Annotated in this window: 19 protein-coding genes; 15 read left to right on the plus strand and 4 right to left on the minus strand. The window is 76.9% G+C overall.

The window, feature by feature from the left end; translation table 11 throughout:
- Positions 1 to 17: 17 nt before the first annotated feature.
- From Q7T67_RS15310 to Q7T67_RS15345, 8 genes are all read left to right on the plus strand, one after another.
- Positions 18 to 2162 (plus strand): VWA domain-containing protein, encoded by a 2145-nt coding sequence (locus Q7T67_RS15310; protein ID WP_304791434.1) that lies wholly within the window; start codon positions 18 to 20, stop codon positions 2160 to 2162.
- Positions 2159 to 2773 (plus strand): hypothetical protein, encoded by a 615-nt coding sequence (locus Q7T67_RS15315; protein ID WP_304791437.1) that lies wholly within the window; start codon positions 2159 to 2161, stop codon positions 2771 to 2773. Before Q7T67_RS15310 ends, Q7T67_RS15315 begins: the two co-directional genes overlap by 4 nt.
- On the plus strand, positions 2770 to 3732 hold the full coding sequence (cobM, locus tag Q7T67_RS15320; protein ID WP_304791440.1) for a precorrin-4 C(11)-methyltransferase: 963 nt from the start codon (positions 2770 to 2772) through the stop codon (positions 3730 to 3732). Before Q7T67_RS15315 ends, cobM begins: the two co-directional genes overlap by 4 nt.
- A 107-nt stretch (positions 3733 to 3839) precedes the next feature.
- On the plus strand, positions 3840 to 5393 hold the full coding sequence (locus tag Q7T67_RS15325) for a carboxylesterase/lipase family protein (RefSeq protein WP_304791443.1): 1554 nt from the start codon (positions 3840 to 3842) through the stop codon (positions 5391 to 5393).
- Positions 5394 to 5439: 46 nt separating this feature from the next.
- Positions 5440 to 6234, plus strand: a complete 795-nt coding sequence (locus Q7T67_RS15330; RefSeq protein WP_304791446.1) for a hypothetical protein — start codon at positions 5440 to 5442, stop codon at positions 6232 to 6234.
- Positions 6235 to 6359: 125 nt separating this feature from the next.
- A complete protein-coding gene (locus Q7T67_RS15335) occupies positions 6360 to 6974 on the plus strand; it encodes a hypothetical protein (RefSeq protein ID WP_304791449.1) in 615 nt (204 codons plus the stop codon).
- Positions 6975 to 7078: 104 nt separating this feature from the next.
- Positions 7079 to 7420 carry a hypothetical protein gene (locus tag Q7T67_RS15340; RefSeq protein ID WP_304791452.1) on the plus strand — a complete coding sequence of 114 codons (342 nt, stop codon included), beginning with the start codon at positions 7079 to 7081 and terminating at the stop codon, positions 7418 to 7420.
- 50 nt (positions 7421 to 7470) lie between these two features.
- Complete coding sequence (locus Q7T67_RS15345) at positions 7471 to 9177, plus strand: glycerate kinase (protein ID WP_304791456.1); 1707 nt, start codon at positions 7471 to 7473, stop codon at positions 9175 to 9177.
- Positions 9178 to 9193: 16 nt separating this feature from the next.
- On the opposite strand, the gene Q7T67_RS15350 is transcribed toward Q7T67_RS15345, so the two are convergent.
- Positions 9194 to 10900, minus strand: coding sequence for an FAD-binding dehydrogenase (locus Q7T67_RS15350; RefSeq protein WP_304791459.1), 1707 nt, complete (start codon positions 10898 to 10900; stop codon positions 9194 to 9196).
- A gap of 153 nt (positions 10901 to 11053) precedes the next feature.
- Between Q7T67_RS15350 and Q7T67_RS15355 the strand changes: the two genes are divergently transcribed.
- Positions 11054 to 11572 (plus strand): GNAT family N-acetyltransferase, encoded by a 519-nt coding sequence (locus Q7T67_RS15355; RefSeq protein WP_304791462.1) that lies wholly within the window; start codon positions 11054 to 11056, stop codon positions 11570 to 11572.
- Here the strand turns inward: Q7T67_RS15355 and ilvB are convergent.
- On the minus strand, positions 11569 to 13392 hold the full coding sequence (gene ilvB / locus Q7T67_RS15360) for a biosynthetic-type acetolactate synthase large subunit (protein ID WP_304791465.1): 1824 nt from the start codon (positions 13390 to 13392) through the stop codon (positions 11569 to 11571). The two genes, Q7T67_RS15355 and ilvB, sit on opposite strands and share 4 nt — an antisense overlap.
- On the minus strand, positions 13389 to 13619 hold the full coding sequence (locus tag Q7T67_RS15365) for a hypothetical protein (RefSeq protein WP_304791468.1): 231 nt from the start codon (positions 13617 to 13619) through the stop codon (positions 13389 to 13391). Before Q7T67_RS15365 ends, ilvB begins: the two co-directional genes overlap by 4 nt.
- Before the next feature lie 384 nt (positions 13620 to 14003).
- Here Q7T67_RS15365 and Q7T67_RS15370 point away from each other — a divergent pair, with 384 nt between their 5' ends.
- Positions 14004 to 14876: an alpha/beta fold hydrolase gene (locus Q7T67_RS15370; protein WP_304791470.1), complete on the plus strand. Its 873-nt coding sequence runs from the start codon at positions 14004 to 14006 to the stop codon at positions 14874 to 14876.
- Between the two features lie 11 nt (positions 14877 to 14887).
- Here the strand turns inward: Q7T67_RS15370 and Q7T67_RS15375 are convergent, their stop codons facing one another.
- Positions 14888 to 15202, minus strand: a complete 315-nt coding sequence (locus Q7T67_RS15375; protein WP_304791472.1) for a putative quinol monooxygenase — start codon at positions 15200 to 15202, stop codon at positions 14888 to 14890.
- Between the two features lie 104 nt (positions 15203 to 15306).
- On the opposite strand from Q7T67_RS15375, the gene Q7T67_RS15380 reads away from it, so the two are divergent.
- The 5 genes from Q7T67_RS15380 to Q7T67_RS15400 all read left to right on the plus strand — a co-directional run bounded on the left by Q7T67_RS15380 (position 15307) and on the right by Q7T67_RS15400 (position 19461).
- On the plus strand, positions 15307 to 15537 hold the full coding sequence (locus Q7T67_RS15380) for a hypothetical protein (protein ID WP_304791475.1): 231 nt from the start codon (positions 15307 to 15309) through the stop codon (positions 15535 to 15537).
- 2 nt (positions 15538 to 15539) lie between these two features.
- Positions 15540 to 16010, plus strand: coding sequence for an aminoacyl-tRNA deacylase (locus tag Q7T67_RS15385; RefSeq protein WP_304791478.1), 471 nt, complete (start codon positions 15540 to 15542; stop codon positions 16008 to 16010).
- A 232-nt stretch (positions 16011 to 16242) separates the two neighbouring features.
- On the plus strand, positions 16243 to 16869 hold the full coding sequence (locus Q7T67_RS15390; protein ID WP_304791481.1) for a TetR/AcrR family transcriptional regulator: 627 nt from the start codon (positions 16243 to 16245) through the stop codon (positions 16867 to 16869).
- 74 nt (positions 16870 to 16943) lie between these two features.
- On the plus strand, positions 16944 to 17792 hold the full coding sequence (locus tag Q7T67_RS15395; RefSeq protein WP_304791483.1) for an aldo/keto reductase: 849 nt from the start codon (positions 16944 to 16946) through the stop codon (positions 17790 to 17792).
- Positions 17793 to 17955: 163 nt separating this feature from the next.
- Complete coding sequence (locus Q7T67_RS15400; RefSeq protein WP_304791484.1) at positions 17956 to 19461, plus strand: hypothetical protein; 1506 nt, start codon at positions 17956 to 17958, stop codon at positions 19459 to 19461.
- Positions 19462 to 19474 lie beyond the last annotated feature (13 nt).

Consider the following 19474-nt stretch of genomic DNA (forward strand, 5'->3'; position numbering starts at 1 on the left):
GTAGCGTCCGCCCCGCCTTGCCCGCCGTCCGCTTCCCCTTCTCCGCCCTCGTCGGACAGGACGACCTGCGTCGCGCGCTGCTGATCAACGCCGTCGCACCCGACGTGGGCGGGGTGCTCGTCCGCGGCGAGCGCGGGACGGCGAAGACCACCGCCGTCCGGGCCCTCGAGGCGCTCCTGCCGCCCGTCGACGGTCGGCCCGCGCCGCTGGTCGAGCTGCCCGTCGGCGCCACGGTGGACCGGGTCGTCGGCACGCTGGACCTCGAGCGCGCGCTGCAGGGCGGCGAGGCGGTCCTGCAGCCCGGCCTGATGGCCCGCGCCCACCGGGGGATCCTCTACGTCGACGAGGTCAACCTCCTGGGCGACCACCTCGTCGACGTGCTGCTCGACGCCGCCGCGCAGGGCGAGGCCGTCGTCGAGCGCGACGGCGTCTCCGCCCGCCACCCCGCGCGCTTCGTCCTGGTCGGCACGATGAACCCGGAGGAGGGCGACCTGCGGCCGCAGCTGCTGGACCGCTTCGGGCTGTCGGTCACCGTCGCCGGCTCGACCGACCCGGCCGTCCGCGCCGAGGTCGTCCGGCGGCGCCTGGCGTTCGAGGCCGACCCCGCCGCCTTCGCCGCCCGCCACCGCGAGCAGGAGGAGGCGACCGCCCTACGCATCGCCGCCGCGGCGGAGCGCCTGCCCGGCGTCGTGCTCGGCGACCGGATGCTGCGGCTCATCACTGGCGCGTGCGCGCGCCTGGGCGTCGACGGGATGCGCGCCGACCTCGTCGCCGCCCGCTGCTCCCGCGCGATCGCGGCGCTCGAGGGGCGCGACGACGTCGAGGAGCAGGACGTCCACGAGGCGATGCTGCTGACCCTCCCCCATCGCCGCCGCCGCGGGCCGCTCGACCCGCCGGGCCTCGAGCCCGAGGAGCTCGACGACGCCCTGCGGCAGGCGCGCGACGACGACCCGGGCGAGCCCGACCCGGACGACGGGCCGGACGGCGACGGCGGACCGGACGGCGGCTCCGACGGCGGGCCCGGCGACGGGGCCGGATCGGACGGGCCGGGAGCCGCCGCGGCGGGCGGTCCTCCCCCGGGCGGACCCGACGGACCGGGTCGCGGGGACGCACCCTCCTCCGACGGCGGCGGCGCGCCCGGCCGGGAGCCGCAGGACGCTGGCGACGACGCGACGTCCGGCGCCGCCGACGGGTCCGACGGCGCCGCCCGGGACGGCGCGCAGGACCCCGACGGCGACGCGCCGGGCACCGACCCCGCCGGACGGCAGCAGGCCGCCCCGCCCACGGGCCGGGACCGTCCCTTCTCCCCCGGCGCGGCGGCCGGCGAGCGCACGGACGCCCCCGCGGGCGGCGGCTCGGGCGCCGGGGTCGGCTCGCTGCTGCACCTCTCCGGCCGGGGACGCGGCGGCGTCGCGGGTCGCCGGGGCCGCACGTCCGGCGAGCACGGCCAGGCCGTCGACGTCCGGCCGCGCGAGCACGACACGGACGACCTGGCGATCGCCGCGACGCTGCGGGCCGCGGCGCTGCGCGGCGCGACCCGGTCCCCCGGGGCCGACCGCCCCCGCACCCTCGACGTCCGCCCCGAGGACCACCGCACCCCCGTCCGGGCCGGACGGGAGGGGACCCTCGTGGTCTTCTGCGTCGACGCCTCCGGGTCGATGGGCGCCCGCAGGCGGATGGCGGCGGTGAAGGCCGCGGCGCTGGGGCTGCTGATGGACGCCTACCAGCGCCGCGACCGCGTGGCCCTGATCGCGTTCCGGGGGCGCGAGGCCGAGGTCGTGCTGCCGCCGACCGGGTCCGTGGAGCGGGCCGCCGACCGCCTCGCGCGCCTGGCCACCGGCGGGGGCACGCCGCTGGCGGCCGGTCTCGACGCCGCGTCCACGCTGATCGCCGCCCACCGCCTGCGCGATCCGGAGCGCCGGTCCCTCTGCGTCGTCGTCACCGACGGCCGGGCCTCCGGCGGCAAGGTCGGCCTGGCCGCCGCCGTGCGCGCCGCGACCCGGCTCGGCCGCACCGCCGACGGCGTCGTCCTCTTCGACAGCGAGCAGGGACGCGTGCGCCTCGGTCTCGGGCGGGTCGTCGCGGACGCCGCGGGCGCACGGCTCCTGCCCGTCGACGTGCTCACGGGCGGGGCGACCACGCCCGGCCGGGTGGCCGCGTGAGCACCGCGGCGGACCGGGCCCGGCCGGTGGTCGCGATCGCCGGCGGTCCCGTGCTGCTCGACCCCGCGCGCGAGCTGCGCGACGCCCTGACGACCCTCGGCGCGGCCGTCGCGGTCGTCGACCTCGCCGCCGACCACGCCCTGCCGCCGGGCACGGTCGCCCTCGTGCTCGGCGACGGCGCCCCCGTGCCGTTCGCCGAGGCGCTCGCCGCCAACGGGGCGATGCGCGACGCCATCGTCGCGCTGCACCGCGCCGGCGCACCGATCGTCGCCGAGGGCGCCGGGGTCGCCGTGCTCGCCGCCTCCCTGGACGGCCACCCGATGTGCGACCTGCTGGCCGCGACCGCCCGGCCCGGCCCGGGCGGCGTTCCGGGCTCCGTCGAGCTGGTCGCCGCCTCGGACGGCCCGCTGCACGACGCCGGCGAGCGGCGCCACGGTCGCCCGTCCGCGGCGATCGCGCTGGACTCGGGGGCGGGCAGCGCTCCCGCCTGGACCGTCGGCCGTCGCCCCGAGGGCTGGGCGGCCCCGGGGCTGCACGCCAGCCTCGTCGTCGTCGGCTGGACCCTGGAGCGGGCTCGACGCCTGCTCGCGTCGGCGGGAGTGCCGCGATGAGCACGGAGCACGACACCGACGCCGCCGAGGCGGGCGACCTCGAGGGCGGCCGCGTCGTCTTCGTCGGCGCCGGGCCCGGCGCCGCGGACCTGATCACCCTGCGCGGCGCGCGGGCGCTGGGCGAGGCCGACGTCGTCGTCTGGCCGCGCAGCCTCGTCCCGCCCGAGGTCATGGAGCACGCCCGCGAGGACGCCGAGGTGCTCACGAGCGACGACCACACGCTCGAGGACGTGATCCAGCTGTTCGCGCGCGCCAAGCGGGAGGGCCTGACCGTCTGCCGCCTGCAGTCGGGGGACCCGGCGATCTACGCGACGCTGCACGAGCAGATCAACGCGTGCCGGCGGATGGACCTGCCCTACGAGATCGTGCCGGGCGTCGGCTCGCTGTCGGCGATGGCCGCGGCGCTCGGTCAGGAGCTGACGGTCCCCGAGGTCGCGCAGTCGCTCATCCTCACCCGCCGCGCGGTCCGCGTCCCGATGCCGGAGAACGAGCGGCTGCAGGAGCTCGCCGGACACGGGACGACGATGGCGCTCTACCTGTCGGTCCGCCGGCCCCGTGAGCTCGTCGCGGACCTGCTCGCCGGCGGCTACGCGCCGGACAGCCCGGTCGCCATCGGCTACCGCGTCTCGTGGCCCGACGAGGTGGTCCTGCGCTGCCGCCTGGACGAGCTCGCGGCGACGCTGAAGGAGCACCGGATCACGACGCAGGCGCTGATCATCCTGGGCCCGGCGCTGGCGACGGGCGAGGAGGAGCGCCGCTCCCACGTCTACCGCCCGAACTACGGCCACCGCTACCGGCGGCTGGGCAGCCCCAAGCGGTACAAGGACGCCGGCGGGGACGGCCGGGTGGCCGGCGGCGGCCCGGCGACCGGCGGCGACGCGGCGGCCCGCGCGACGACGGACGACGGTGCGGCGGCGGGGACGGGGACGGCCGCCGACGGGTCGCCCGGCCCGGCCTGATCACCGGACGGCGGCGCCTGCGGTCGCCATGGCCTTCGCCGGACCGCCCCGGCGACGGGCCGCCCGTGCCCACGGCCCCCCGGGACGCCCCCGGTAGCGTCCCGCCGATGAACGACTCCGCCGTCGGACTGCCCGTCGTCACCACCCGCGCCGGCGCGCTGCGCGGGGTCGTCGCCGACGGGGTCGCGTCGTTCAAGGGGATCCCCTACGCCGCACCGCCGACGGGGCCCCTGCGGTTCGCCGAGCCCGCGCCCGTGCCCGCGTGGGACGGGGTCCGCGACGCCTCCGCGTACGGGCCGACGCCGCCCAAGCCCCGCTACCTCCCGCCGTTCGACACGATGCTCAGCGACCCGATCATCCCGGGCGAGGGCGTGCTGAACCTGAACGTCTGGACGCCCGCCCCGCGGGTCGCCGGCGGGTCGGACGGGGCGGGCGACGGGCCGCTCCCCGTCCTCGTCTGGATCCACGGCGGCGCGTTCCGCGGCGGGACCGGGGCGGTCGGCGTCTACGACGGGAGCGCGTTCGCCCGCGACGGCGTCGTCTGTGTGACGATCAACTACCGGCTCGGGATGGACGGCTTCGGTCTGCTGCCCGACGCGCCGCACAACCGCGGGCTGCTCGACCAGATCGCCGCCCTGCGGTGGGTGCGGGACGAGATCGCCGCGTTCGGGGGCGACCCCGGTCGCGTGACGATCGCCGGGGAGTCGGCCGGCGCGATGAGCGCGGTGACGCTGCTGGCGTCGCCCGAGGCCAGCGGCCTGTTCCACGGCGTCATCGCGCAGAGCGGCGCCGGGCACCACGTCCAGTCCGTGCAGAGCGCGACCCGGGTGGCCGAGGAGCTCGGCCGTCGCCTCGGCGTCGAGCCCACCGCCGCGGGCTTCGCGACCGTCCCGATCGACGACTTCATCGCCGCGCAGCTGCAGCTGGGGACCGAGGTCTCGACGACCGACCGCCTCGGCTGGGGCGAGGTCGGCCTCGACGGCATGGCGTACGAGCCGGTGGTCGACGGCCGGGTCGTCCCGCGTCGCCCGATCGACGCGCTCGCCGACGCGTCCGGCGAGGACGCCGTCACGGACGACCGCGTCCCCGCGGTCCCCGTCCTGATCGGCGCGAACTCCCAGGAGTACCGCTTCTGGCTGGCGCCGCTGGGGATGCTCGACCAGGTCACCGCGGACGCGCTGCCGTTCGCCGGGGACGCCTACCGGCTGCCCGCCGAGAGCGCCGCGGTCTACGCCGACGCGCCGACCCCCGGCGACGGGCTCGAGGCGCTGATCTCCGACTGGTTCTTCCGGATCCCCGCGATCCGCGTGGCCGAGGCCCGCTGGGGCGGTCCGGCGGCGACGCACGTCTACGAGTTCCGCTGGGGCTCGCCGCAGCTCGACGGGACCCTCGGCGCCGCGCACGCCGTCGAGATCGCCTTCGCGTTCGACACGACGCGGGTGGAGAGCGGCTGGGGCATGATCGGCCCGGACGCCCCGGAGGCCCTGGCCGCGGAGATGCACGCGGCGTGGGTCGCCTTCGCCCGCGACGGCGATCCGGGCTGGCCGGCGTACGAGCCGCGACGCCGTGCGGTGCGGGTCTTCGGCGGCCCGGAGGGCGAGGGCGCCGTCGAGGACGACCCGCACGGCCCCCGACGCGAGGTCTGGGACGGGCTGCGCTGACGCGTACGGTGCCCCCCGACGCCGCGCACGTCTCTACGCTGCAGCGATGCGTGTGCCTGCCGTCGTCCCCGGTGCCGCGGCGGCCTGCGCCGTCGCGCTCGCGGGATGCGGCGCCGACGAGGACGTCCGGACGGTCACGGTGACCGCCCCGAACGCCGCCTCGAGGCCCTCGTCCGTCCCCGAACCACCGACGTCCACCGCCGCGTCACGGCCGACGGCCACCACGACCCGCACGCGGTCGACCGTCGCCACGACCACCGCGCCGCCGACCCGCACGGTCAGCGTCCCGACGACGGTGACCACGAGCGCGCCTCGGCCGACGCCCCGCCGGCCGACGCCGCCGGCCGAGGAGGACGCCGACCTGGTCGGCGGCACGATGGTCGCCTCCGGTCGGATGACCGGCACGGGCTACACGGTGCGGGTGCCGACCGGCTGGAACGACGGGGCCCGGCGCTACGAGGGCAGCGGCGTCGCGTTCGACCTGACCTACGTGAAGGGCCGCGGCAGCGGGGTGGCGTCGAACATCCTCATCGTCCGGACCCCCGACCGCCTCGCGAGGCGCCGTGACGCGGTGCAGCTGCGCGACGTCCTGCGCCGTCGGCTCGAGGCCGAGGCGGGCGGCGCCGAGGTCGACGTCGGTCCCCGGCTGACGGTCGACGGCGAGGCCGCCGTCAGCTTCGCGGCCCTGCGCCGGATCGGCCCGACCACGGTGCTGCAGCGCCGCGTCGCGGTGGTGCGCGACGGCGCGGTGTTCACGATCGCCCTGAACGCCAAGCGCGCGACAGCCGACGAGGACGTCCGGGTCTTCGCTGCGTTCCTGCGCTCCTGGCGCTGGCGGTAGCGCGGGCGCGGCGGTGTCCTGCCCGGGGGCGGGACGCGCGATGGCGGGTGCCCATCGGCCAGCCCGGGGGCGATCGGACGCCCGACCCCCTGGCGCCCCGCCGGGTGTGGCCGTACCCTGACGCGATGCGCGTGCACCCTCTCGTCCCCGGGCTGGCCGTCGGCCTCGTCCTCGCCCTCGGCGGCTGCGGCTCCGACGACGAGGAGACCACCACCTCCGCGTCGACCGGGACGACGGCGGCGCAGAGCGCCAGCACGACGGCCTCCGGCGCGACGTCCGGCACGGAGATCACCGGCACCGGGTACCGCACGACGGTCCCCCAGGGCTGGCAGGACGCCTCGGCGCGCACCGCCGGCACCGCGATCCGGATCGACAAGACCTACGCCGAGCCCGGCACGAGCGCGAGCGAGTTCGCGGCCAACGTCGTGATCATCCGCGAGAACCCGGCGAGCCTGAAGGGCGTGAAGATCGAGCAGCTCGAGAAGCAGCTCCGCGAGCAGGCCGCCACCTCGCTGTCGGCCCCCGTCCCCGACGCCGAGGATCCGCTGAAGCTCGACGGCGACGACGCGGTGCGGTGGACGCTACGGCGCACGCAGGGCGACCAGGAGCTCGTGCAGCGCCAGATCGCGTCGATCCACGACGACGCGCTCTACACCGTGACCGTCTCGACCGCCGCGGACGACGACGCCGACGGCGAGCAGCACGCGCAGACCATCATCGACGGGTGGAAGTGGGAGTAGGACCGGGCCGCGAATGACGGCCCGATCCACGGGGTAATCGAGGGACGCCTCGCCGCGCGACGTCGCGCGGCGAGGGCATCACCCCCTCCATCGAGGAGTGCCCCATGCCGCCCAACGGCGTCAAGCCCGGCTCCAAGCGCGCCCGGCAGTTCGAGAAGATCAAGCAGTCGGTGCAGGAGCAGGGCAGGAGCGAGTCGGTGGCCGAGGAGATCGCGGCCCGCACCGTCAACAAGGAGCGCGCCCGCGCCGGCGAGTCCGACGAGGCGTCGAAGACCTCGCTCGACGACAAGAGCTCGGGGGAGCGCGGAGGCGAGCGCTCCGGCACCGACCGGCCCAAGGGCCGGACCCGCAAGCAGCTCTACGCCGAGGCCAAGCGGCTGGGCGTCGACGGCCGGTCGACCATGAGCAAGGCGCAGCTGCAGAAGGCCGTCGACGGCCGGAAGTAGGCGGCGGCCCCCGCGTCGATCGCCACGGTGGGCCGTGGCAGGATGACGCGATGGCGCCGTCCTTCGAACCCCCGGTGCTCGAGGACGTCCTCCCCGACGGCGCGCGCGTCCTCTTCTGCGGGACCGCCGCGGGTGCCGTCAGCGCCCGGGTCGGCGCACCGTACGCCGGCCCCGGCAACGCGTTCTGGCCGACGCTGCACGCGACCGGTCTGCTCCCGGACCCGCTCGCACCGACCGCCTTCCGGTCCGCCGCGGCGTTCGGCGTCGCGCTGAGCGACCTCGACAAGCACGCGTCCGGCTCGGACGCGGAGGTCGGTGCCGCCGGATTCGACCCCGAGGCGGTCGCGGCGAAGGTGCGCGCCTGCCGTGCGCGCGTCGTCGCCTACACGAGCAAGACCACCGGGTCGACGGCCCTCGGTCGCCCCGTGTCCCTCGGCCCGCAGCCCGAGTGCGTCGGGGGCGCCGAGGTCTGGGTGCTGCCGTCGCCGTCCGGACGCGCGCGCCGGTCCTGGGACGTGGCGCCCTGGCACGCGCTGGCCGACCGCGTGCGCGAGCTGGCCCCCGTCGTCCTCTGCGCGCCGGACAAGCTCCGCGGGGCCACCGACGCGACCGAGACCGCCCGGGCGCTGGCGGCCGGGGTCCGCGACGCGGGCGGCTGGCCGCTGGAGCTCCCCGTCGCCGACGGCGGCGAGGGCACCCTGCAGGCGTTCGTCGACGGCGGCCACGCCGATCCCGTCGCGGTCCGCGTCCGGGACGCGCACGGCCGACCGACCGAGGCGCGGATCGGGGTGCTGGGTCGAGAGCCTCGGGGCGAGGACGACGGACCGACGGTCCTCGTCGAGGCGGCCGAGGCGATCGCGCTGGCCGCCGTCCCGGAGGACGCACGGGACGTGGGTCGCGCGTCGTCGGCGGGCGTCGGCGACCTCGTCCGGGCCGCCCTGGACCTCGGGGCCGGTCGGATCCTCGTGTCCGTGGGCGGGAGCGCGAGCGTCGACGGCGGTGCGGGGTTCCTGCGCGCCCTCGGCGTCCGGGCGCCGGCCGACGGCGCGGCGCTCATCGCGGACCCCACCGCCGTGGACGCCACGCTCGCCGGGCTCGACCCGCGCCTGACCGGCGTCCACCTCGAGCTGCTGCACGACGTCGACGCCCCGCTGCGGGGCCCCGACGGCGCGGCCCGCCGGTTCGGTCCCCAGAAGGGCGCGACCCCGGACGAGGTCGAGGCCTACGACGCCGCCCTGGCGGTGTGGGCGGCCACCCTGCGCGACGGTGGGGGCGCCGACGGGGCGGGCGACGGCGCCCGCGACCGGGCGGCGAGCCGCGATCCCGACACCCCGGGGAGCGGGGCGGCGGGCGGCCTCGGGTACGCGCTGCTCGTCCTCGGTGCGGTCCCGCGGCCCGGCGGCGAGGCGGTGCTCGACCTCGTCGGGTTCGACGGGCTCGCCCGCTTCGCCGACCTCGTGATCACGGCGGAGGGCAGCGTCGACGCCTCGACGCTGCAGGGCAAGACGGTCGACGCGGTGGTCCGGCGCGCCGTCGTGATCGACACGCCGGTGGCGGTCCTCGGCGGCCGCGTGGATCCGTCGGCGGCGGCCGAGCTGGGCCGCCGCGGCGCCCGGTCGGTCCACGCGATCGGCCCGGCCGACCGCCCCCTCGCGACGGCTCTCGCCGCGGCCCCGGGGGAGCTCCGGGCGGCCGCGCTGCGGGCGACCGAGGAGCCGCGGGTGACCGCGGCGTCGCAGGACGTGGCCGGCCCCTGACCGCGGGCCGCGCCCCCTACCCCAGCGCCTTGGCTGCTGCGCGGCCGGCCGTACGACCCGAGAACAGGCAGCCGCCGAGGAAGGTGCCCTCCAGCGCGCGGTAGCCGTGCATCCCGCCGCCGCCGAAACCGGCGACCTCGCCCGCCGCGTACAGGCCCGGGACCGGCTCGCGGGCGCCCGCGCCGGCCTCGCCGTGCGGCGTCGGGACGAGGCCGTCGACCTTCCGCAGCACGCGACCGTCGAGGTCGGTGTGCAGGCCGCCCAGCGTCTTGCGGGTGAGGATGTGGAGCTTCACGGCGATCAGCGGACCCGCCTCGGGATCGAGCAGGCGGTGCGGCTTGACGACGCGGGTGATGCGGTCGACGAGGTACTTGCGCGCGCCGTGGATGGCCGTCAGCTGCAGGTCCTTCGTGTACGGGTTCTCGACCTCGCGGTCGCGCTCGACGATCGTCTTCCGCAGGCTCTCGAGGTCGATCAGCGGCGTGTCCGTCCTGCTGTTCATCCCGCGGACCAGGGTCTCGAGGTCCTTCTCGACGACGAAGTCGACGCCCTTGTCCATGAACGCCTGAACGGGCCCGGGAGGCCCGGAGGAGAGGCGGGTCTTCAGGGTCTCGAGGACGCTCTTGCCCGTGATGTCGGGGTTCTGCTCCGACCCGGAGAGCGCGAACTCCTTCTCGATGATCCGCTCCGTCAGGACGAACCAGGTGTGCTCGTGGCCCGTCTGCATGATGTGGTCGAGCGTGCCGAGGGTGTCGAAGCCCGGGAACAGCGGCACCGGCAGGCGCTTGCCCGTCGCGTCGAGCCAGAGCGACGAGGGCCCGGGGATGATGCGGATGCCGTGTTGGGACCAGATCGGGTCCCAGTTCTGGACCCCCTCGACGTAGTGCCACATGCGGTCGGGGTTGATCGTCTCGCCGCCGGCGTCCTGCGTGATCCTGATCATCCGGCCGTCGACGTGGTCGGGCACGCCCGAGATCATGTGCTTCGGCGCGGCGCCCAGGCGGGCGGGCCAGTTCTCGCGGACGAGGTCGTGGTTGCCGCCGATGCCGCCGGAGGTGACGATGGTCGCCTCGGCGCGCAGCTCGAAGTCGCCGGTCTCCTCGCGCGAGCTCTTCGCGCCCCGGACGGCGTCGCTGGGGACGAGGGTCCGGCCGCGCACGCCGACGACGGCGCCGCCCTCGACGATCAGCTCGTCGACGCGGTGGCGGAACCGGAAGCGGACGAGCCCGGCGACGACCGCCGCGCGGACCCGCGCCTCGAACGGCGCCATGACGCCGGGGCCCGTCCCCCACGTGAGGTGGAACCGCGGCACCGAGTTGCCGTGGCCGCCGGCGTCGTAGCCGCCGCGCTCGGCCCAGCTGACCTGCGGCATGAGCTTGATGCCCTGCTCGGTGATCCACTCGTGCTTCTCGCCCGCCGCCCAGTCGACGTAGGCCTCGGCCCAACGACGCGGCCACTCGTCCTCCGGCCGGTCGAACGCGGCGGTCCCGAGCCAGTCCTGCCACGCCAGGTCGCGGGAGTCCTTGATCCGCATGCGGCGCTGCTCGGGCGAGTCGACGAGGAACAGCCCGCCGAGCGACCAGAACGCCTGGCCGCCGAGCGACTGCTCCGGCTCCTGGTCGACGAGCAGGACCGTCCGCCCCGCGTCGGCGAGCTCGGCCGTGGCGACCAGCCCGGCGAGCCCTCCGCCAACGACGATGACGTCCGCCTGCTCCGTGCTCATGTCTGCATCTTCGCGGGTGGCGGCCCGGACGGGGAGAAGACCTACCGCCGGTAGGCCGCGACGCCGGTCGGCCGTCCGGGCCGTCGCGGCCGATCACCGGTCCCGCGCCGTGCGCCGAGGGCGTCCGGTGACCCCGCGACCTACGATGGGGCGATGGCCCGAACGCCCCCGCCGCAGCCCGGCCCCGGCGTGGTCTTCCGCGTGGAGCGCGCCGACGCCGAGCCCGGGGCGACGCTGCTCCGGGAGTTCCTCGCCGAGCTCGAGGAGCGCTACGGCCCCGCGCCCGCGGACGCACCCGCGGGCCCGACGGCCACCCCGGACGAGCTGGCGCCGCCGCACGGCACGTTCCTCGTCGGCCGGCTGGGCGACGAGCCGGTGGCCTGCGGCGGGTGCAAGCGCCTCTTCGGCGAGGACCATCCGAACGGGCCCACGGCCGAGGTCAAGCGGATGTACGTGCGGCCGTCGGGCCGGGGCCGCGGGGTCGCCCGGGCCCTGCTCGCGGAGCTCGAGCGGGCCGCCGTGCGCGCCGGGCACCGGCGGGTCCGCCTCGACACGGGTGCCGCGCAACCCGACGCGCGACACGTCTACCTGACGTCCGGGTACCGCGAGATCCCCGACTACAACGGCAATCCCCGCGCGGCGTTCTGGTTCGAGAAGGAGCTCCGCCGCTAGTCCTGCCGGACCGCCGCAGCGCCGGCCGCGAACGTCGGGTCGCAGCCCTGGTCGACCGGGATCCCGACGCGCAGGAGCGCCGGGCCGTCGGCGGCCAGGAGCTCCTCCAGGGCGTCGTCGAGGTCGGCCGGATCCTCCACCGAGCGCGCGGCGACGCCGAACCCGCGGCCGAGCGACTCCCAGTCCAGACCCGGCAGCGCGGACGCCGCACGGCGCCCCGCGTAGTGGGTGTCCTGCTGCTGGCGGACCATGCCCAGCGAGGCGTTGTCGAAGAGCAGGACCTTGACCGGCGCACCGGCGTCCGCCGCGGTGGCGAGCTCCTGCAGGTGCATGACGAGCGACCCGTCGCCGGTGACGCAGACCACCGGCGTGTCGGCGTCGACCGCGGTGCCGTCGCCGAGCGTCCCGGTCCCGCGGACCGCCTCCTGGACGGCGAGGGACGCGCCGATCGCGGCGGGCAGGCCGAAGCCCATCGTCCCCAGGCCGCCCGAGGTGATCCACCGCCGCGCGCCGGCGAAGCGCAGGCGCTGCGCGGCCCACATCTGGTGCTGGCCGACGTCGGTGGTGACGATCGCGCGACCGGCGGTGAGGGCCTGCAGGCGGTCGAGGGTCGCCTCGGCCGAGACCACGCCGTCCTCGTGGGCGGGGCGGCGGGCGGGGTGCGCGGCGCGCCAGGCGGCGATCCGCTCCCACCACGGGCGCAGGGCGGACGCGTCGGGGGCGTCGGCGAGCGCGTCCAGCGCCTCGGCTATGCCGGCCAGCGCGGCCCGCGCGTCGCCGACGACGGGCACGTGGGCGGCGACGTTCTTGCCGACCTCGGACGCGTCGGCGTCGACGTGGACGACCCGGGCGCGGGGCGCGAACGACGGCAGGCTGCCGGTGACCCGGTCGTCGAACCGCGCGCCGACGGCGACGATCAGGTCGGCGTCGTGCAGCGCGCGGTTGGCGGTCTCCGTCCCGTACATGCCGGGCATCCCGAGCCAGCGCACGTCGCCCTGGGGGTAGGCGCCCAGCGCCATCAGCGTCGTCACCACCGGCAGGTCCCGGCGGCGGGCCAGCGCGGTCAGCTCGCGCTCGGCACCCGCGTGGACGACGCCGCCGCCGGCGTAGAGGACGGGCCGACGGGCGGCCGCGATCGCCTCCGCGGCGCGTCGCAGCTGCCGGCCGTTCGGGGTGCTGCGCGGCCGGTAGCCGGGCAGCGACGGCTCGCCCTGCGGTCCCCGGGCCGGCGCCTTCAGCAGGTCGGAGGGCACGTCGACGACGACCGGTCCCGGACGGCCGGTGGCGGCGATCACGAAGGCCTCGTGGACCGCGGTGCCCACGTCGTCAGCGCGCTCGACGGCGATCCCGTGCTTGACCACCGGGGCGGTCATCCCGATGACGTCGCACTCCTGGAACGCGTTGGAGCCGCGCAGCGTCGTCGGCACCTGGGCGGTGATGAAGACGGTCGGCAGCGAGTCCGCGTAGGCGTCGGCGATCGCGGTGACGAGGTTCGTCGCGCCCGGACCACTGGTGACGATCGCGACCCCGACCCGGCCCGACGCCTTCGCGTAGCCCTCCGCGGCGTGGCCTGCGGCGGCCTCGTGGCGGACGAGCACGTGGCGGATCGGCGAGGCGTCCAGCGCGTCGTGCAGCGCCAGCGACGCGCCGCCGGGCAGCCCGAAGACGAGCTCGACGCCCTCGGCGACCAGCGCCTCGACCAGGCGGTCGGCGCCGGTGACGGCCGACCGCGTGGCGGGCTCCGCGTCGCCGGCGGAGGAGGCCGACGGGGCGGCCGAGGAGGACGGGGCGGTGGCCCGCGTGCGGTCCGTGGCGCTCATCGGGCCGCCTCCCGCCGTGCGTGGCCGGTCTCCTGCCGGGTGGCGTCGGCCCAGCGGACGCGGTCCTGGGCCGTGAACGCCCCCTCGCCCATCCCGACGGCGACCGCGACCTCGACGACGACGTCGCGGTCCGCCACGAGGGCGAGCTGCGGGGCGACGACGACGATCGACCCGAGGCCGGTGGCCGGAATCGAGGTGCGGTGCGGGCGGTGCGGTGTGGGGAGCATGGTCTTCGTGGTTCCGGGGGAACGCACGACGACGCTCCCCGTGTTCGGGGTGGAGCGGCGGACTCGGGAGGCTCGAGACGCGGGGACCGGCGGGAGCCGGTGGCGGGTCTCGGTGCCTAGCGGAGGCCGGCCGTGAGGCCGGCTACTACGAGCACGCCGCGGCGGACGCCAAGGGCGCCCGCGGGAAGAAGCTGCGTGCTGTGACGGAGGGTCACGCGAGCCATTGTGCAGGATGCGGCCGGTCGGCGCCACCCCGACCCGCGCACCCGGCCCGCATCGGTGCCCGCGGGCCCCGCCGCACGGCCCCGCCCGGAGGGGCCGGCGGTCACCCGGACCGCGCCCCCCGACCGGCACCCGCGCCCGCGCTCCTGCGACGCTCCGGCCGTGAGCACCGCGCGCCCGTCGATCGACCGCCTCGTGGACGCGGGGGACGTCGAGCTGGCGCTGGTCGAGCGCGGCGAGGGTCCGCTCGTCGTCGTCCTCCACGGGTTCCCCGACAGCGTCTGGAGCATGGTGCCGTTGTGCGAGACGCTCGCCGCCGCCGGGTTCCGGGCGGTCGCCCCGGCCATGCGCGGCTACGGCCCGTCGTCCCTGCCGCCCGGCCGCAGCACCACGCTGCTCGAGCTCGCCGGCGACGTCCTGGCGATCGCCGACGCGCTGGGCGAGGAGGAGCTCATGGTCGTCGGGCACGACTGGGGTGCCGGCACCGCACACACCGTCGCGACCCTCGCGCCGCACCGGGTGCGCCGGATCGTCATGGCCGGCCTGCCGCACGCCCACACCGTGCTGACGAAGCCGTCGGCCAAGCAGCTGTGGCGCTCCCGCTACATGCTCCAGTTCCAGGTGCCGGGGCTGCCCGAGCGGATCATCCGCCGCGACGGGCTGCGCTGGATCGACGACCTCGTGCGCCGCTGGTCCCCGGGCTGGGACCCGACCCCGGACCAGCTGGCGACGATCAGGTCGGGCCTCGAGGGCCAGGGCCGCCTGTCGGCCGCCCTGGGCTACTACCGCGGCATCCCCCGCACGATCGCCGACGCCGAGGCCCGCCGGATCGCCCTGGGCCGGGTGCCCGTCCCCACGCTGGTGGTCCGCGGCCTGGCGGACGCGTGCATGGGCGCCGAGAAGTTCGACGACCTCGAGGACCGCTTCCCGGGCGGGCTGCGGGTCGCCTCGCTGCCGGGCGTCGGCCACCACATGCACGTCGAGGCACCCGGTCCGTTCGCGGAACTGGTCCTCGAGCACCTCACCGCGGCCTGAGGGGCTCTGGGCTAGAGCGCGCCCTTGTCCCCACCGACGGGGATCGCGGAGTACGTGCGGATGTCGGGCGCGCCGTCGAGCAGCTCCTCCGCCCGCGCGAGCACGGCCTTCAGGTGGTCCGTCTCGAAGTGCGCGCCGATCGCCTCGGGGCTCGCCCACTGCTCGACCGTCGAGAAGTCCCGCGGGTCCTCGACGTTGCGGTGCAGGGCGTAGGCGATGCAGCCCTCCTCGTCGTGGCTGGCGAGGACGAGGGCGGAGAGCGCCTCCTCCACCGCGGCCTCCTGGCCCTCCTTGGCACGGATGTGGGCGATGACGACGAGGCTCATGCACCGACGCTACCCGCGCGGCCCGGCCGGCGGGGACGAACGGGGACCCACGGCGGCGGACGGCCGACGGGTCGGCGACCCACGCCGGCTGCGACCATCGACCGATGAGCGCTCGCGACCTCGTCCACGTGACGACCGCCCTCGGCCGGCTCGCCGGAGGGCGGGCGGGCGTGGGCGTGACGGTCGGCGCGATCGACGGGGAGATCGGCCGCGGGCACGGCGACATGCGCACCCCGCTGAACCTCGCCGACCTCGCCGCGCGCGGGCACGCCGAGGCGCTCCCGGACGGCACCTGGGCGCTGACCCCCGCGGGGGTCGCGCGACTCGGGGCCTGACCGTGGCAGGACGCGAGACCCCCGCGACGACCGCCGCGCGCCGGGCGGGGGTCGCGTTCGAGCTGCACGAGTACGCGCACGACCCGGCGGCCGACTCGTACTCGCTGGAGGCGGTCGAGGCGCTGGGCCTGGACCCCGGGCGCGTGCTGAAGACCCTCGTCGTCCGACGCGACGGGGCGCTCGCCGTCTGCGCGATCCCGGCCGGCGACACGCTCGACCTGCGGGCGCTGGGCAAGCGGACGGCGATGGCCGACCCCGCCGAGGCCGAGCGGGCGACCGGGTACGTGACCGGCGGCATCAGTCCGCTCGGCCAGCGGCGCCGGCTGCCGACCCTCGTCGAGGAGCGCGCGACGGCCTTTCCCACGGTCTTCGTCAGCGCCGGGCGCCGCGGCCTGGAGATCGAGCTCTCCCCCGCGGACCTCGTCGCGCTGACCCGGGCCGAGGTGCGGCCGCTGACCCGCCCGGTCACCTGATCCGGGACGGCGTCGGACCCGCGGCCCCGCCGGTCCGACGCCGGGGGTCGAGGTGCCGGCGGGCGACGTGGCCCGGGTCCGGTCGCCCGGGAGGCCCAGGTGGTGCGGGCCCGGCGGGCGGCGTGCCCCTCGACCCCGTGCACGATCGTCAACCCCGGGGCCGCGCGACCGCCGTCCCGCTCTACTATGCGGTGATGGTCACACGCCGCCCCGCGCCCGCCGACACCCGGCCGTGAGCCCCGAGCGCGGAGGACCGGCACGGCGCTCCCCGGTGCGCGAGCGGGACGGCAGCACGATCGACGCGATCGTGGCCGCCGCGGGCGAGGTCTTCGCCCGCCACGGCTACGAGGCGGGAACGCCCGAGCGGATCGCCGACCGGGCCGGCGTGTCGGTGGGCACCGTCTACGAGCAGTTCCCGGACAAGGACGCGATCCTCGTCGCGCTGGTCGAGCGCCACCTCGACGACGCCTCCGCCGCGCTGACGCCGCTCCTGACGGACATGGTCACCCAGGCGCCGCCGATCGAGGACGGGGTCTGCCGGATGCTCCACGCGCTCGTCGCCCTGCACCGCACCCACCCCGCGCTGCACCGCGTGCTGTTCGAGGAGGCACCGCGGCCCGAGGCCCTGCGCCGCCGGCTCGAGCGCACCGTCGAGGCCGCCGTCGAGGCGGTCCACGGCTACCTGTCGGCGCGTCCCGAGGTCCGGGTCCCCGACCGCGCGATCGCGGCGCAGCTCGTCGTCCAGGTCGCGGAGTCGGTCACCCACGGGCTCGTCCTGAACCCGCAGGAGGGCATCGATCCCGACGCCTACGTGCGCGAGACGGAGCGGATGCTCGTGCGGTACCTGACCGGGCGGTGAGCGACCCGGACCCGGGGCGGACGAGGCCCCGGAACCCCCGTGCCGCCCCCGTCGCCCGTGGGTACGTGCCGATCGTGAGCACGACCGGCACGACCCCCGCCCCCACGATCCCGCTGCAGAACGGCGCGCAGATCCCCCGGCTCGGGCTCGGCACGTGGCCGCTGGACGACCGCGGGGCCGAGGAGGCCGTCGCGCAGGCCATCGGCATCGGCTACCGCCTGATCGACACGGCGTTCAACTACGGCAACGAGACGGGCGTGGGCCGCGGGATCGCCGCGGGCGGCGTCCCGCGCGAGGAGCTCTTCGTCACGACGAAGCTCAACAAGGAGGACCACGGGATCGACGAGGTGCAGCACGCGTTCGAGCGCAGCGCCACGAAGCTCGACGTCGACTACATCGACCTGCTGCTGATCCACTGGCCCAACCCGGCGCAGGACCGCTACGTCGACGCCTACCGCGGCCTGGTCCGCCTGCTCGAGGACGGCCGCGTCTCGGCGATCGGCCTGTCGAACTTCAAGCCGGCGCACGTGGACCGCGTCATCGAGGCCACCGGCGTGGTGCCGGACGTCGACCAGATCGAGCTCGACCCGACCAGGCCCCGCGGCGAGGAGCGCGCGTACCTGCGCGGCAAGGACGTCGTCTGCCAGTCGTGGAGCCCGCTCGGCGGGCGGCACGCCGGTCTGCGCGAGCACCCCGTCGTCGCGGCGATCGCCGAGAAGCGCGGGCGGACGCCGGGGCAGATCGTGCTGCGCTGGCACCTCGAGCTCGGCTGCGTGCCGATCCCCAAGTCCGCGGACCCGGAGCGCCAGCGCCAGAACCTCGACGTCTTCGACTTCGCGCTGACCCAGGACGACCTCGCCCGCCTCGCGACGCTGGACCGCGGCGGCGAGGGCATCACGGACTCGGACGAGTTCGGGCACTGAGGGGATCGGCCGGCCGGCCGCGCGGCCCGCGACCGACGGGCCCCGTCCGCCGACGTCCGGACCGCCGCCCACAACTTCGGCGCTCCGGCGGGGTTCCTCCCCGTGAGCCCCGGTGACCGCCGCGGCGGTCGTCGTCCCCCGTCCCGTCCGCAGGAGTCCGGTCGTGCCCCCAGCCCACCGGCTCCGCCGGACCATCAGGACCACCGCGGTGCTGCTCTGCGGTGCCGCGCCGCTGCTCGCCTCCGGCGTGGCCGCCGCTCCCGCCCAGGCGTCCCGCTCCGTCGTCACGACGATGGCCGACGACGCGGTCCTCAACGGCACCCACGGCGACCCCGCGCCGATCGTCGCGCAGTGGCGGGACGCCGGGGTCCGCAACGTCCGGCTGTTCGCGCAGTGGTCGCACCTGGCCCCGGAGGTCGGCGCGACCCGGCCGCCCGCGGGCTTCGGGGGCACCGGCGACGTCCCGTACGAGCTGGCGGCGCTGGACCGCAAGATCGACCTCGTGCGGCGCAACGGCATGACGGTGACGCTCGTGGTCACCGGTCCCGGCCCCGTGTGGGGGTCGCTGGACCCGTCGCGGCGCAACGGCCGCTGGCGGCCGAGCCCCGCACGGTTCGGGGCGTTCGCGCGCGCGGTCGCCCGGCACGTCACCGGGCGGGTCGACGACTGGATCGTCTGGAACGAGCCGAACGTCGCGACCTGGCTGCAGCCGCAGAACACGTGCGTCCGAGGACGCTGCGCCCCGGCGTCGCCGCACGCCTACCGCAAGCTCGCGGCGGCCGGGTACGACGCGATCCGGGCGTCGGACCCGACGAGCCCGATCGCGATCGGGGCGACCTCGCCGAAGGGCGACCCGGTCCCGCGGAAGATCAACGGGACGACCCCGCCGCTGACGTTCCTCCGCGAGCTGTCGTGCGTCGACGACCGCTACCGCCGGCGGAGCACCGGGGAGTGCCGCGGGTTCCGGGCGCCGCGCGGCAACGCGCTGGCCTATCACCCGCACTCCAACGGCTTCACGCCCGGCTACCGCTCGCCGCGGCCGGCCGACGCACGGATGGGCGACCTGAGCCGTCTGACGAGCGTCGTCGACCGGCTGACCCGCACGGGCCGGCTGAAGGTCGTCGGGGCGAAGCGGTTCCCGCTCTGGCTGACCGAGTACGCGTACGAGACGAATCCGCCCGAGCGGGGGCGCGGCGTGTCGCTCGCGGCACAGGCGCTCTGGTCGCAGTGGGGCTGGTGGATCGCCTGGAACCACCCGCGCGTCCAGATGCTCGCGCAGTACGAGTGGATGGACGAGGGCGACGTGCGCAGGCCCGTCGACCCGCCCGGCTGGCAGTCGGGGCTGCACTTCTTCGACGGCCGCCCCAAGCCGATCGCCGCCGCGTTCCCGAACCCGATCTTCGGCTACCGGACCGCCCGCGCCGGCACGATCTGGGGCCAGGTCCGCACCGCGACCGGAGCGACGACGGTGCAGCTGCAGCGTCGTTCCGGCACCGGCTGGGTGCCGGTGCGGACCGTCGGCACCGACGCCCGCGGCGCGTTCCTCGTCCGCGTCCCGCGCCGGTCGAGGCTGACCTACCGCTACACGTACCTCTCGCCGGTCGACGGGACGACGCGCGCGAGCACCGCGACGAAGCTGCGGACCGTGCCGGCGCCGACGGGGCGCTGAACCGACCCTCGCC

The sequence above is a fragment of the Patulibacter sp. genome, from assembly GCF_030655195.1.
Classification (GTDB): domain Bacteria; phylum Actinomycetota; class Thermoleophilia; order Solirubrobacterales; family Solirubrobacteraceae; genus Patulibacter.